The 13115-nt window shown below is 72.2% G+C and carries 14 protein-coding genes; 4 read left to right on the top strand and 10 right to left on the bottom strand.

All coding sequences use genetic code 11. The features are described 5' to 3' along the window. Positions 1-72: 72 nt before the first annotated feature. The 3 genes from ABD831_RS02545 to ABD831_RS02535 all read right to left on the bottom strand — a co-directional run bounded on the left by ABD831_RS02545 (position 73) and on the right by ABD831_RS02535 (position 3244). Positions 73-1473 (bottom strand): L,D-transpeptidase family protein, encoded by a 1401-nt coding sequence (locus ABD831_RS02545; protein ID WP_344941063.1) that lies wholly within the window; start codon positions 1471-1473, stop codon positions 73-75. Positions 1474-1645: 172 nt separating this feature from the next. After that, positions 1646-2476, bottom strand: coding sequence for a thioesterase family protein (locus tag ABD831_RS02540; protein ID WP_344941060.1), 831 nt, complete (start codon positions 2474-2476; stop codon positions 1646-1648). A 42-nt stretch (positions 2477-2518) separates the two neighbouring features. Then, on the bottom strand, positions 2519-3244 hold the full coding sequence (locus tag ABD831_RS02535) for a TetR/AcrR family transcriptional regulator (RefSeq protein ID WP_344941058.1): 726 nt from the start codon (positions 3242-3244) through the stop codon (positions 2519-2521). Between the two features lie 88 nt (positions 3245-3332). On the opposite strand from ABD831_RS02535, the gene ABD831_RS02530 reads away from it, so the two are divergent. Further along, positions 3333-3716 (top strand): VOC family protein, encoded by a 384-nt coding sequence (locus ABD831_RS02530; protein ID WP_344941055.1) that lies wholly within the window; start codon positions 3333-3335, stop codon positions 3714-3716. A 36-nt stretch (positions 3717-3752) separates the two neighbouring features. Here the strand turns inward: ABD831_RS02530 and ABD831_RS02525 are convergent, their stop codons facing one another. The 4 genes from ABD831_RS02525 to ABD831_RS02510 all read right to left on the bottom strand — a co-directional run bounded on the left by ABD831_RS02525 (position 3753) and on the right by ABD831_RS02510 (position 6552). Beyond that, complete coding sequence (locus ABD831_RS02525) at positions 3753-4511, bottom strand: TetR/AcrR family transcriptional regulator (protein ID WP_344941053.1); 759 nt, start codon at positions 4509-4511, stop codon at positions 3753-3755. Positions 4512-4580: 69 nt separating this feature from the next. Then, positions 4581-5564 (bottom strand): L-lactate dehydrogenase, encoded by a 984-nt coding sequence (locus ABD831_RS02520; protein WP_344941050.1) that lies wholly within the window; start codon positions 5562-5564, stop codon positions 4581-4583. Next, complete coding sequence (locus tag ABD831_RS02515) at positions 5561-6100, bottom strand: MarR family winged helix-turn-helix transcriptional regulator (protein WP_344941048.1); 540 nt, start codon at positions 6098-6100, stop codon at positions 5561-5563. Before ABD831_RS02515 ends, ABD831_RS02520 begins: the two co-directional genes overlap by 4 nt. After that, the gene (locus tag ABD831_RS02510) at positions 6097-6552 is read right to left on the bottom strand and encodes an SRPBCC family protein (protein ID WP_344941045.1); all 456 of its coding nucleotides are present in this window, start codon (positions 6550-6552) and stop codon (positions 6097-6099) included. Before ABD831_RS02510 ends, ABD831_RS02515 begins: the two co-directional genes overlap by 4 nt. A gap of 70 nt (positions 6553-6622) precedes the next feature. Between ABD831_RS02510 and ABD831_RS02505 the strand changes: the two genes are divergently transcribed. Further along, complete coding sequence (locus tag ABD831_RS02505; protein ID WP_344941043.1) at positions 6623-7381, top strand: YqjF family protein; 759 nt, start codon at positions 6623-6625, stop codon at positions 7379-7381. 15 nt (positions 7382-7396) lie between these two features. On the opposite strand, the gene ABD831_RS02500 is transcribed toward ABD831_RS02505, so the two are convergent. Further along, positions 7397-8752, bottom strand: coding sequence for an aspartate aminotransferase family protein (locus ABD831_RS02500; protein WP_344941040.1), 1356 nt, complete (start codon positions 8750-8752; stop codon positions 7397-7399). 152 nt (positions 8753-8904) lie between these two features. Between ABD831_RS02500 and ABD831_RS02495 the strand changes: the two genes are divergently transcribed. Continuing rightward, positions 8905-10287 carry an NAD(P)/FAD-dependent oxidoreductase gene (locus ABD831_RS02495; protein ID WP_344941038.1) on the top strand — a complete coding sequence of 461 codons (1383 nt, stop codon included), beginning with the start codon at positions 8905-8907 and terminating at the stop codon, positions 10285-10287. 179 nt (positions 10288-10466) lie between these two features. Next, complete coding sequence (locus tag ABD831_RS02490; protein ID WP_344941035.1) at positions 10467-11171, top strand: Type 1 glutamine amidotransferase-like domain-containing protein; 705 nt, start codon at positions 10467-10469, stop codon at positions 11169-11171. A gap of 185 nt (positions 11172-11356) precedes the next feature. Here ABD831_RS02490 and ABD831_RS02485 read toward each other — a convergent pair whose 3' ends face one another. Together ABD831_RS02485 and ABD831_RS02480 are read right to left on the bottom strand one after the other, a co-directional pair. Continuing rightward, positions 11357-12187 (bottom strand): 2-phosphosulfolactate phosphatase, encoded by an 831-nt coding sequence (locus ABD831_RS02485; protein WP_344941033.1) that lies wholly within the window; start codon positions 12185-12187, stop codon positions 11357-11359. 20 nt (positions 12188-12207) lie between these two features. Further along, the gene (locus ABD831_RS02480) at positions 12208-12996 is read right to left on the bottom strand and encodes a CAP domain-containing protein (RefSeq protein ID WP_344941030.1); all 789 of its coding nucleotides are present in this window, start codon (positions 12994-12996) and stop codon (positions 12208-12210) included. Positions 12997-13115 lie beyond the last annotated feature (119 nt).

Below are 13115 nucleotides of genomic sequence, written 5' to 3'. Positions count from 1 at the left end.
CGGTCCGCCGTTCTGCGTTCGGTCGGGCGACCCCTCGCCCGACCGAACCCAGAACGCTGCGCGTGAGCCGGGTCAGGGGTGGACGACGACCTTGTCACCGACGCGCACCTTGAAGAAGAGCGACTTCACCTGGGCGTGGTCGGCGATGTTGACGCAGCCGTGGCTCGAGCTCGCGTAGCCGAGCCGCGCGAAGTTCGACGAGTAGTGCACGGCCTGTCCGCCGGAGAAGAACATCGAGTACGGCATCGGCGTGAAGTACAGGTTGGAGATGACGTACTCGTACTTCCGTGAGACCCGGAAGGTCCCCTCGCGCGTCTCGCGGCCGGGGCCGCCGAACCTGGCCCACATCACCATCAGCGGCTTGCCGTCGACGACCCACGTCAGGGTGCGGGTGCTCTTGTCGACGCACATGACCCGGCCGGTGCGGCAGCGCCTGTCGAGCGAGGAGACCGTGGGCATCAGCGGTCGCAGGCCGGAGTAGAAGCGGTGCTTGTCGAACGTCCCCGGCGTGTAGGTCAGGGCGACGAGGCGGCTCCACGTGCGCCGGTCGACAGTGCCGGACTGGGGGACGTCGTAGGCGCGCTGGAACGCCAGGACCTTCTGGCCCAGGGTCACGCCCCAGGTGCCGGAGAATGCGTAGGGCCAGAGGCCCTTGGCCCGGAGCCGGCGCTGGAGCTCCTGGATGTTCGCCTTCGGCGACGAGGCGTTCAGGACCACCGGTGAGGCGGTGAGGGCGAGCAGCCGGCTCCAGGTGCGCTGGTCCAGCACGCCGGACTGCGGCAGGTTCTGGTCGCGCTGGAAGGCCAGGACCCGCTGACCCACGGTCCACCCGAAGTAGCCGTTGACGGCATACGGCCAGTAGGTGGCCTTGGCGGCGCGGAGACGGACCTGGAGGTCCTTGACCGCGTAGCCGGTGTTGTCGCGCTTCAGCAGTGTGCGGGTCGCGGTGAGCGAGACGAGCCGGCTCCACGTGCGCTGGTCGAGCACACCCGACAGCGGCAGCTTCTGGTCACGCTGGAAGGCCGAGACGCTCTGCCCGAGCAGGATGCCGTAGCGACCGTTGATCGCGTAGGTCCAGTAGGCGGGCTTGACGAGCCGGAGTCGGACCTGGACGTCCTTGACCCGGTCCGAGATCGTGCCGGCCGCGATGACGACCGGGCTCGGGGGGATCGTGGACGTGGTGGGGCTCGGCGTCGTCGTCGCGGCGGTCGTGGTGGGAGTCGTGGTCGTGCTGGTGGTCGTGCTGGTGGTCTCGGAGGCGGTGGACGTCGTCGTCTCGGTCGAGCCCGTGGTCGTCGTCGTGGTCGTCGTGTCCGTCGGATCGCCCACGGCCGCAGGGCTGCTCGTGGTCGAGGTGCCCGGAGGTGTGGGAGTGCCCGTGAGCGTGTCGGCGCCAGCGGCCGGAGCGGTGGCGACGAGCGCCGCGATGACGAGACCCGTGGCGACGGAGCCGACGGTGCGATGCCTGTCCATGCGGATGGTCCTCATGGTGTTTCCCCTGTGTCCGGACCGCGGTGCGGCGGGTGTGAGTCGGCGCGGTCGCGCGCCTCATTGTGGCAGGCGCTCGCCGCTTTGGCGCGGCGTACCGACACCCTCTCGACGCGCCGTCGGCCGGAAAGGTTGTCGGGAGGCTCAGGGAGTCGCGTCAGGTGCCCGGCAGCCGGCGGACCGTGAGGATCTGCTCGGCGCGCCCGACGGGTCCGCGCTCGTCGTGCAGCGTGGTCGAGGTGAGCCCCAGGCCGGTCGGTCCCATCGTCACGCGGGTGTCGAAACCGACCCAGCCCCGGACCGGCTCGCGGAAGAGGTGGACGCTCAGGTCGACGTTGGGGAACATCCACTCACGAGGGGAGACTCGGACCGCGATGCCGTTCGCGGTATCCGCCAGGCGCACGAGATCGGCTGTGGGAGAGCAGGACTCGCCGTCGACCAGAGGGTGCTCAGCCCGGATCCACGCGCGCGTGCGTCCGGGCCGGCGCTCCGCGTCCACGCGGAACTCGAGGCCCTCGATGTAGCCGCCCTCCCACGTGTCGGCACCGTCCCAGGGCTGCATGGCCTCGGGTGCGGGGATGGGCTCGAGCTCGACGCCGGCCACCGGCTCGGAGTCGTGCGCCGCGAGGCGCCACGCGTGCGCGCGGACGACGGCGAGGCCGTCGACGAGCATCGTCGCCTCGACGAGCTCGATGGTCCGACCGGGGCGCGTCGTGCGGACCTCGACCCGGCTCGGGCGCGCCGGGATCATGCCCAGGATGTCGAAGGAGATGCGGGCGAGCTGCATCCCCTCGCGCGGCTCGTGGAGGTCGATCTCGTGGGCGAGGATGCCGCTGACCGGCGCCATGTGCTGCTCGTCGTCCCGCCACGCGCCCTGCACGTGGACGGTCGGGGCGTAGAGCCCGGGACCGAGCCGGCGGTAGAAGGCAGGCGTCTCGCGGTCGAGCTCGAAGGTGCTGCCGTGGCTCTGCTGGGTCTCGCTCGTCACCGGCCCACCCTAGAAGCCGGCCCGGACCGGTGCGCAGCCGGCTCAGGTCGATCCGGGGCCTCGCGCTGCAAGGCCGTCGAGAAGGACGGCGAGGCCGAAGGCGTGGGCGGCGCGCGCATCCGCTGCAGCGTTCAGGGCCTCGCCCGCGGCCTGTCCGACGCGACTGGCGAGAGGGAAGCGTGTCTCCAGGCCGAGCGTCGCCAGCTCGGCGCCCTCTCGCGCCCACCACTGCTCAGGCGTCTCGTCGAGACGCTCGGTGCGAGCCGACGCGAGCGCGCGCGCCGACGACCGGACGAACGACAGCACGAGGGCGAGGGCCTGGTCCTTGGCCGCATCGTCGAGCGGTAGCGGCTCGACGGCTGCCAGCTCGCGTTCGTACTTGCCGAGCGTCCCCGGACCGAGCACGGCGCGCTCGGTCTCGACGTGGGCGAGCCAGGGGTGGTGCTCGAGCAGTGCCAGGTTCTCGCGCGCGACCTGCTCGAGCATCTCGCGCCACGAGCCGGTCAGGGCCGAGAACTCCATGTCCAGGCGGCACTGGTCGACCATGAGCTCGAGCAGCTGCGCCTTGTTCTCGACGTGCCCGTACAGGGTCATGACGCCGACTCCGAGACGATCTGCCACCCGGCGCAGGGAGAGGTCCTGCAGTCCGCGGGCGTCCGCCTCGGCGACTCCGGCGCCGACGACGGCATCGACGGTGATCGTGGGTCGTCGACCCGGGCGCGGGGGGAGCGGGCGCTCGTGTCTCCAGAGCAGCTGGACGGTGCCCACGGGCTCCTCCTTCATGAGCGGAACGGCGTCGGGAACGATTCGGTATGCCGTACGTTATTATCCGTACACCGTACGGAAAGAGGTTCCCATGCCGAGCGCCATCACCGGTTTCGCCATCTCGCTCAACGTCCCGGACCCGGACGCCTCCGCCGACTTCCTCGTCACCCACCTCGGCCACGAGGTCGAGATGCGTGACGACGGCTTCGTCTCGCTCCGCCATGCCGCCGGCGGCTCGAACGTCATCTTCCTGCGCACCGGCCTGGGGACCTTCAGGCCCTCGGAGGTCGCCGGGTCCGCGCGCGACGGGCTGCTGCTCGCCTTCGTCGTGGACGACCTCGACGAGTGGCACGAGCGGCTCGTGGCCGAGGGTGTCGACGTCGTCACCGCGCCCGAGACGGAGCCGTGGGGCGAGCGCTTCGTCCAGTACCGCGATCCCAACGGGATCATCGTGCAGCTCGTCCAGTGGGTCTGATCCGAGCCGGTGCCCGAGGGCGTGGTGCCCGGCGCCTCAGCCCGCGCCGTCGGAGAGGCGGAGGCCGAGGTCGACCATGCGGACCAGCCGGGGCGCGAGCTCGTCGACGGCGCCGGGAGGGAGGTCGCGCAACGGTCCCTCGAGCGCGAGCATCGCCATGCCGTGCACGGCCGACCAGGCGAGCAGCTCGGCTCCGGGTCGCTCGTCCTGCGACATGACGCCGGCGGCGACCATCGCGTCGAGGGAGTCGGAGAGCAGCTGGAAGGGCGTGCGCCCCGCGGCGCCGGCCGCGTCGGTCGACGCGGCCCGGCTGAGGTCGACCGGCACGGCGAACGCGGTGCGGAAGAGGCCCGGCTCGTCCATGGCGAAGCGCAGGTAGCCGACGCCGACGGCCCGGAACCGTGCCCGGGCCCGAGACCCCGCGTCGAGGGTGTCGGGGACGGCGTCCATCGTGGCGCTGATGACGTCGGCGGCACGGGCCTGCGCCCGTGAGACGACCTCGCCGAGCAGCGCGTCCCGGTCCGCGAAGTGGCGGTATGCCGCGTTGGCCGAGACCCCGACGCGACGGGTCGCCTCCCGCAGGACGACCTTGTCGGGGCCGCCCTCGCGGGCGAGGTCGGTGCCGGCCTCGAGGAGGGCCCGCCGCAGGTCGCCGTGGTGGTAGGTCGCCCGCGCAGTCGGCACGCCGGAGGCGCCGGAGTCGCTGGGCTCTCCGGACTCGCTGGACGCGCCGGACGCGGTGGTGGTCACCGGGCTCTCCAGCGGGTCGGCGTCGAAGGCGGCGGACGGGCTCACGGCCCCATCATGCTCCGGTGCGTCCCGGCCGGGGTCATGCGACGCGGGAATGGACGTCGCCCGCCAGGGTCAGAACCCGAAACGCCGGGCGGTGCTGCGGACGGCGTCGGCGGACGCCCGCAGCCCCGACAGCTCGGCATCGGTCATGGGTACCTCGACCCGGTCGCCCACACCGCCGGCGTGGATGATCGCCGGCACGGACAGGCAGACGTCGCTGATGCCGTAGTAGTCGTCGAGGAGCGAGGAGATCGGCAGGATCCGGCGCTCGTCGTAGAGCACCGCCTCGATGATGCGGGTGGCCGCGAGACCGATGGCGTAGTTCGTCGCGCCCTTGCCCTCGATGACGCGGTAGGCGGACTGCACGACGTCGGTCGCGATGCGACTGCGCGCCTCCTCGTCGAGCGCGATGCGCCCGTCCGAGGTGCGCCACCGGAGCAGCGGGACCGAGCCGATGGACGCCGACGACCACAGCGGGAGCTCCGAGTCGCCGTGCTCGCCGATGACGTAGGCGTGCACGCTCTGGGCCGCGACGCCGGTGTGCTCGGCGAGCAGGAAGCGCAGCCGCGACGAGTCGAGCACGGTGCCCGACCCGAACAGCCGCGCCGGTGGCAGCCCGGAGACCTGCAACGCGGCATACGTCACGACGTCGACCGGGTTGGTGACCATGACGTGCACCGCGTCCGGCGCGACCTCGACGAGGCGCGGCAGGATCGCACGCATGATGCCGATGGTCGACTCGGCGAGGTCGAGCCGGGACTGGCCCGGCTTCTGCTTGGCCCCTGCCGTGAAGACGACGACGTCGGAGTCGGCCAGGACCTCGATGTCGTCCGAGCCCTCGACGTGCGCCATGGGGACGAACTGGATGCCGTGGCTGAGGTCGAGCGCCTCGGCACGCACCTTGGCGGCGTTGACGTCGAAGAGCGCGACGTTCTGGGCGACGCCACGCATCAACGCGGCATACGCCATCGTGGCGCCGACGGCGCCCGCCCCGACGATGCCCAGCTTGGTGGTGCGGCGACGGCGTGTGAGGTCGCCCAGTGCCTGTGCGGTCATGGTCCGGTCCTTCGTGGTTCGTCGCCCGCGTCGGCTGTCGGCTCGGGCGACGGGCTGGTGTCGCCCACGGTAGTGGCGAGTCGCCGCAGTCCCGCGACGAACCCCGGCAGGTCTGCTCCGGTCGACGCGAAGAAGGCCGTGTCGCAGTCCTCGACGTCCACGATCGCAGCGTTGACCGTCCGCAGGCCGGCGGGGGTGACGACGAGGTCGCGGGCGCGCGCGTCGGACGGGTGCGGGCGCCGCTCGAGCAGGCCCTTGGCCTCGAGGGCCCGCAGCACCTGCGAGGTCATCATGACGTCGGTCTGGGCGTGGGCGGCGAGGTCGCGCTGGGTCACCGGGTCGTCGCGGCCCTGTCTGAGCCAGGTCAATGAGGCGAGCAGGACGAACTGGGTGTGGGTCAGGCCGTGCGGCGCGAGGGTCTCGCGCACGGCCGCCTGCCAGCGGTTGCCCACCCGCCAGAGCAGCAGCCCCGGGCTGTCGTCCGCCTCGGCGAAACGCGTGTGCAGGTCGGGCGTAACGCGGCGAGGGTGGCTCACCCGGGCAGCCCGGGGGTCGTCGTCTCGGGCGTCGTCAGTGCGACCAGCTCGACGAGCCGGGAGAGGTCGGCGGCGACTCCGTCGCGGGTGGCGGCGGCGCCGAGGATTCGCGCCCAGACCCGCGACAGGAGGCCCTCGACCGTGACCGTGACTGTCACCAGCGCCCCGCCCGGGGCCGGCTCGGCGTGGTGGCGGAAGGTCAGTCGTGCCCCGGGCAGGTGCGTCGTGTCGGCGAAGGTGCGGTCACCGACGAGTTCGGTGACGGTGAAGGGCGAGCGGGGGCCGCCCTTGGGCTTGAGGTGTCCGCGGGCGCCGACGGCGAGCGGCTCCTCCAGTCGCACCCACGCGAGGTCGTGGCTCCACTCGGGGTGGGTGTCCGGATCGGCCCACCGGGCCCAGAGGGCCTCGGGTGAGGCAGGGACGTGGGTGCTGAGCTGGGCCAGTGTCGCCATGATGCCTAAACTAAGTGTGCTTACTATATCTGTCAAGGGTTGGCCGCCCGAGCCGTGTGACGATGGGGTCGTGGACCTGCCCGCGGACGTCTCCCTGTCGCTCGACGGCTTTCCGGTGCAGCCCCCGCCACTGCGACCACCCGTCGTCTTCGACCAGGCGTGGCGCGACCTGACCTTCGTCCACTGGCCGGTGGAGCCCGACTCCGTACGACATCTCTTCCCGCGCGGCACCCGGCCGGACGTCTTCTCCGACGGCTTCACCTATGTCGCCCTCGTGCCCTTCGTCATGGACGGCCTTCGCCTCGGACAGGCCCCGTCGCCCCGCCTGCCGTGGCTCGGCAGCTTCCTCGAGACGAACATCCGCCTCTACTCGGTCGACGACGCGGGGCGGCATGGCGTGCTCTTCCGCTCGCTCGAGACCGAGCGCGCCCTCGTCGTGGCCGGTGCTCGGATCGGCCTCGGGATCCCCTACACGTGGGCTCACATGCGGCTGCGACGCGAGGATGGGCTCCTCACCTATGCGAGCCGACGCCGGGCGCCGCGACGCGGTCTGCGCAGCCTGCTCACCGTCCGGGTCGGCGAGGCGGTCGACCCCACGCCGCGGGAGACGTGGCTCACGGCACGCTGGGGCGCCCATACCCGCGTCCGCGGGCGCACGCTCTGGGTCCCGAACGAGCACGAGCCCTGGCCGTTGCATGCCGCTGACGTCGTCGAGCTCTCCGACGACCTGCTGGGCGCGAGCGGTGTCACGCCGGCGGGCCCTCGGCTCCGGGCGCTGTGGTCACCCGGCGTGGCCACCCGCTTCGGTCGCCCGTCACGCGTGGACTGACCGGTCGGACCCCGCCTACCCGAACAGCTCGCGCAGGCACTCCGCGAACATCGTCGTGTGCGCCTCGACGTCAGCAGACGTCGTGGCCGGGCTCATCAGCGCCATGTTGTGGAACGGCGTGAGCAGGATCCCGCGGTTGAGCGCATGGAGGTGGAGGTACTGCTGCAGCTCGAAGTCGTCGGCGTCGTGCGCCTCCTGGCCGTCGTGCGAAGGCCTTGCCGAGAAGTTGTACTCCGCCCGGGCGCCGAGCCGCGTCACGTGCCAGTCGGCGCCCACCGCGTCGATGCCGGCCTGCACGCCGTCGGCCCACGCGTCGGCGAGCGGCACCATGTGCTCGAACGCCTCGGCCGTCATCACGTGCTCGAGCGTCGCCTTCATCGCCGCCATCGACAGGCCGTTGCCGGCGAGGGTGCCGCCGATGCCACCCACGTCGATGTCCTCCAGCTCGATGCACCGCGCGATCCGGTCGGCGATGTCCTGGCTGAAGCCGAAGGTGCCGCAGGGGATCCCGCCACCGATGGACTTGCCGATGACGAGCATGTCCGGTGCGAGTCCGTGGGCAGCGGTGTAGCCACCGGGGCCGGCGCAGATCGTGTGGGTCTCGTCGTTGATGAGCAGGGCGCCGTAGCGAGTCGCCAGCTCGCGCACCCCCTCGTTGTAGCCGGCGTCGGGCAGCACGATGCCGATGTTCGTCAGGGCCGGCTCGACGAGAATCGCGGCGACGTCGCCGTGGGCCAGGGCTCGCTCGAGCGCCTCGAGGTCGTTGAACTCGACGACGCGGGTCGTCTCCGAGGTGTCGACGGGGGCGCCGATGTTGCTGCGCCGGTCGACCGTCGCACCGTCGGGGCCCAGCGTCGCGAAGGCCTCGTCGACGGAGCCGTGGTAGCACCAGTTGTGCACGACGACCTTGGTCCGACCGGTGAGGTGGCGCGCGTAGCGGATCGCGTGCCGGTTGGCGTCCGTGGCCGTCAGCGTGAACTGCCAGTAGGGCAGCCCGAAGCGCTCGGCGAGACCGGTCGACACGGCGATCGCGTCCTCGGTGGGCAGCATCGTCGTGATCCCGCGGGACAGCTGCCGGGTCACGGCCTCGACGGTCGGTGCGGGGGAGTGGCCCATCATGGCGCCGGTGTCGCCGAGGCAGAGGTCGACGTGGTCGATGCCGTCGACGCACGTGAAGTGCGCGCCCTCGGCGTGCTCGACGAAGACGGGGAAGTCGCCGGGCCACTTGACCATCCAGCTCATGGGGACGCCGCCGGGCATGTGGGCGGCGGCCTGCTCGGCGAGGGCGCGGGACCTCGGCCGGGCCTCGGAGAAGGCGGCCCGCTCGCGGGCGTGCAGCGCGGCCAGGCGGGCGCGGTCGACGGTGCTCATGGTCGCATCATGCCGTGAGGTGCGGCGCGGTGGAAGTCATGCCCCAAACCCCGCTGCACCACGGATTCCGTAGGTGTTGGAAGGCGATTCAAGCGAAAAGGCACAGGTTCCGAGTCCGTTTCAGGGCCTCTGGAGATGGCATGATCCCGCCCATGCCCTTGAGCGGTTACCGCGGCCTCAGCCTCTGGCACGACACGATCGGCGACATCGAGCCGCGCCCATCCCTGACCAGTGACCTCGAGGTCGACGTCGCCGTCGTGGGGGCCGGCTACACGGGACTGTGGACGGCCTACCACCTCGTGACGGCCGACCCGTCGATCCGGGTGGCCGTCATCGAGAAGGAGGTGGCCGGGTTCGGCGCCTCGGGTCGCAACGGCGGCTGGTGCTCCGCGCTCTTCCCCGCCTCACTCCGGCGGATGGCCGCCGAGCGCGGCCGGGACGCGGCGGTGCGGATGCAGCACCTGCTGCACTCGACGGTCGCCGACGTCGGCCGGATCGCTGACGCCGAGGGCATCGACTGCCACTTCGACCAGGGCGGCTACCTCTCCGTCGCGCGCAACCCCGCGCAGCTCGAGCGGGTCCGCGACGAGGTCTCCGAGCATCGCGAGTGGGGTTTCGGCGAGGAGGACCATCGGCTGCTCGACGCCCACGAGGTCACGGAGGTCGCCGGCGTCAGCGAGGCGCTCGGCGGCTCGTTCACCCCCCACTGCGCGGCCATCCACCCGGCCCGTCTCGTCCGTGGTCTCGCCGACGCCGTCGAGCGGCGCGGGGTCGTCATCCACGAGCGGACCGCCGCGGTCGACGTGCGCAGCCACCGCGTCGTCACGGCGCACGGCACCGTGCGCGCCGACCACGTCGTGCTGGCCACCGAGGGCTACACGCCCACCGTCGCCGGGCGACGTCGGGCCATCGCGCCCATCTACTCGCTCATGACGGCGACCGAGCCGCTGCCCGAGCACCTGTGGGCCCAGATCGGGCTCGAGAAGCGCACGACGTTCGCCGACAACCGTCACCTGACGATCTACGGCCAGCGCACCCGCGACGGACGGATCGCCTTCGGTGGCAGGGGTGCTCCGTATCACTACGCGTCCAAGGTGTCCCCGCTCTACGACCGCGACGAGCGCGTCCACGCGGCCCTGCGGCGCATCCTCCTCGAGCTCTTCCCGGTCCTCGACGGCGTCACGTTCACGCACGCCTGGGGTGGCAACCTCGGTGTCCCGCGGGACTGGTTCCCCTCGGTGCGCCACGACCGGCACACCGGTCTGGCGTTCGCCGGTGGTTACGTCGGTGACGGTGTCGCGACGTCGGCGCTCGCAGGACGCACGCTCGCGGCGATGATCCGCGGCGACGACCCCGAGGACCTCGCCTCCCTCCCGTGGGCCGGGCGCACCTCTCGCGACTGGGAGCCCGAGCCGCTGCGTTGGCTCGGCGTCAACGCGGTCACCGCTCTCATGACCTCGGCCGACTGGTCAGAGCGCCGCACGGGGCGGCCCTCGCGAGCCGCGTCGGCCTTCTGGACGGCCCTCGGCCAGTAGGGGACCGTCCGACCACCGATGGCGTATGCCGTCTCGGCCGTTCCCGCCCCCCTGGCGCCGTCCGGTGTCCCATCCTTCTTGCTGAGCCGTATCTGTCGGATCCGCCGGTGGCCGTTCGTGGTCCCAGTGAGCGCCACAGGGGCGCCGACACGGACACCGAGACCCGGAGGACCAGACACGTGAAGTTCTTGCTGACAGACAGTGGCGTCACGAACCCGAGCATCCACGCAGCGCTGGTCAGGCTGCTGGGCAAGCCGATCGCCGACTCGCGCGCCCTGTGCATCCCCACCGCGATGTACGGGCATCCCATGGGGGGACCCGGCGCCAAGGCCTGGCAGTTCATCAGCGGAACCTCCGAGAACCCCATGGTCGGGCTGGGCTGGAAGTCCGTCGGCGTGCTGGAGCTCACCGCCCTGCCCAGCATCGACGCGGAGCGCTGGGTTCCCCTCGTGAAGGACGCGGACGTCCTGCTCGTGGCCGGCGGCGACGTCCTGTACCTGGCCTACTGGATGCGGCAGTCCGGGCTGACGGACCTCCTCCCGTCGCTGGACGAGACGGTGTGGGTGGGACTGAGTGCCGGGAGCATGGTGATGACACCCGAGGTGGGCGAGGACTTCATCCAGTGGAGGCCACCGACCGGTGACGTCAGCACCCTGGGCCTGGTCGACTTCTCGATCTTTCCGCACCTTGCTCCCGACGGCATGCCGGGCAACTCGATGGCCGAGGCCGAGAGCTGGCTCGCCGGCATCACCGGACCCGCGTACGTGACCGACGGGCAGACGGCCATCGCGGTCGTCGACGGCGTCGTCGACGTGGTCTCCGAAGGAACGTGGCGGCTGTTCGCAGGAGATGGGCCCGCTCGAGCCGGAAAGGCTCACATCTGAGCCCTCGAGGTCGAGGCGCGCCTGGTCGGCGTCGATCTTCAGGAACACCCCGCCGACACGCACGGCGGCGCGCTCGTGATGAGCCACGACGACCTCGACCTTCTCCACGGGTCAGTCCCGCGCACCCGGCGTGCGGGATGGCGGACCGAGGGCCGCCGGCGGCTTCGTCGCCGACGCCTCGGGCGTCAAGGGCGTTCGGCCGTATGCCGTGTGTAGACGCCGTCCGTGAGCACCGGCACCGCGTCCGACGCGTCGAGCTCTGCCGCGATCGCCACGTCATCCGGCCATCCCAGCTCCACGAGCTCGCGCCCGCTCGCGCAGGCGTGCAGCTCCTCGCCGACCCGGTCCTGAACCGCCAGCCAGGCTGCGCCGGCCGCCTCCGCCTCCGGGCTCAGCAGCAGCGGGCCGCCGCGGTGCTCGAGCCGCGCCGCGAGCGCCGCGACGACCGCGCCGGCGCCCCAGAGGTCCTCGACCGCCGGGCGCAGCGACTCGTCGGGCCATCGCTCTCCGGCCGGGACGACGACCACGGCGGGCTGCGCCCGTGAGCCGCCCGATGACTCGAGCCACCCGACGAGCCACGCAGCGACCGCGGCACGGTTGCGCAGCGACGCGGCCACGACGTCCGCGCCGGCCTCAGCCAGGACGGCGCTGATCGTCGAGCCGTTCGGCGAGGGCAGCACGAGCTCGCCGATGTCACCGGCGGCGCGGATCGAGGCCGGTGACAGGCTGACCCCACCTCCCGATCGGGTCTCCGACCGCGGTCGGGCGAGCGTGGCCCCGCGGTCGTCGGCGAAGGCCTGCGCCGACTCGTCCTTCCAGCGGTAGGGATGCACCCGGGTGCCCGCGTCGACGGCGACGGAGACGCACGTCGTGAAGCTGAGGACGTCGACGACGACCGCGCACACGGGCGACCCGGCGGCGACGGCATACGACGTCAGGGCCTCGGCCGCGGAGGGCCCCCAGTCGAGGCGGACGACATGACGGTCCTGCGAGTGCACCGTTGCCGCTGGCTTCATGGTCCCCAACCTACGGTGGCTCAGCCGCCGAAGGTCTGGGTCCAGTACGTGCCGTAGGAGCCTCCGGTCGCGTAGCCGACGCCGATGTCGCGGTAGGTGCAGTTGAGGATGTTGGCGCGGTGGCCCGGGCTCGCCATCCAGGCGTCCATGACGGCCTTGGCGCTCCGCTGCCCGGCCGCGATGTTCTCGGCGATCGAGCCACCGCGATAGCCGGCGGCGCGGATGCGGTCGGCGAAGGTCGACCCGGCGGGACTCGTGTGGGAGAAGTAGTCGCGTGCCGCCATGTCGTCGCTGTGTCCCTGGGCCGCGCTCTGCAGGGCCGCGTCTGCCGACACCGGGTCGCAGCCGGCGCGAGCCCGCTCGATGTTGACGAGGGCGACGACCTGGTGGGCCACGCCGGCCCGGGGAGGCGGGACTGACGACGCGGCCGAGGTCGTCGGGGAGGGAGCACCGCTCGGCCGGACGGTCGGAGTCCGAGCCGGCTGGGCCGCCGTCACGAGCGGGGCGGGCGCCCGGGTGGTCAGCGAGGGTCGCGGCGACGCCGTGGCGCTGGGCAGGGTGGACGTCGGTGTCGACGCCGTGCCGCCCCCGGTCGTGGGCGGCGTGCGGCTCGGCTCCTCGACGTCGTCGACCCGACTCGTCGGGGTGGCGGGGACCGATGGAGTCGGCGGCTGGTCCGGGAGGATGCGCAGGTCGCGGGCCTGGTTGAGGATGACGAAACCACCGAGGACGAGCAGTGCCGACACCACGAGGGTCACGACTGCGCCCCGCCGCGACCCGATGATCGCGGGATCGGTGTGCCGTCCCATGTGCGCCTTTCGTCGACCCAGCGAGCGGTACCTTACGCGTCCCGCGGCCGCGCCGCGCCGATGCCCCGGTGGCATTCTCGACGGTCCGGCCGGGACGCGCCGCCTGCCCGACTGCCGCC

It is taken from the genome of Terrabacter ginsenosidimutans (assembly GCF_039539425.1).
GTDB lineage: Bacteria > Actinomycetota > Actinomycetes > Actinomycetales > Dermatophilaceae > Terrabacter > Terrabacter ginsenosidimutans.
Note: the sequence above shows the minus strand (reverse complement) of the source record. Positions and strands in the feature narration are given on the sequence as shown.

Excerpts from the sequence above, each read along its gene's own strand:
- ABD831_RS02495 (WP_344941038.1), top strand. The coding sequence starts at position 8,905 with ATGCCCTTGAGCGGTTACCGCGGCCTCAGCCTCTGGCACGACACGATC.
- ABD831_RS02485 (WP_344941033.1), bottom strand. The coding sequence starts at position 12,187 with ATGAAGCCAGCGGCAACGGTGCACTCGCAGGACCGTCATGTCGTCCGC.
- ABD831_RS02480 (WP_344941030.1), bottom strand. The coding sequence starts at position 12,996 with ATGGGACGGCACACCGATCCCGCGATCATCGGGTCGCGGCGGGGCGCA.
- ABD831_RS02520 (WP_344941050.1), bottom strand. The coding sequence starts at position 5,564 with ATGACCGCACAGGCACTGGGCGACCTCACACGCCGTCGCCGCACCACC.
- ABD831_RS02500 (WP_344941040.1), bottom strand. The coding sequence starts at position 8,752 with ATGAGCACCGTCGACCGCGCCCGCCTGGCCGCGCTGCACGCCCGCGAG.
- ABD831_RS02545 (WP_344941063.1), bottom strand. The coding sequence starts at position 1,473 with ATGGACAGGCATCGCACCGTCGGCTCCGTCGCCACGGGTCTCGTCATC.
- ABD831_RS02530 (WP_344941055.1), top strand. The coding sequence starts at position 3,333 with ATGCCGAGCGCCATCACCGGTTTCGCCATCTCGCTCAACGTCCCGGAC.
- ABD831_RS02510 (WP_344941045.1), bottom strand. The coding sequence starts at position 6,552 with ATGGCGACACTGGCCCAGCTCAGCACCCACGTCCCTGCCTCACCCGAG.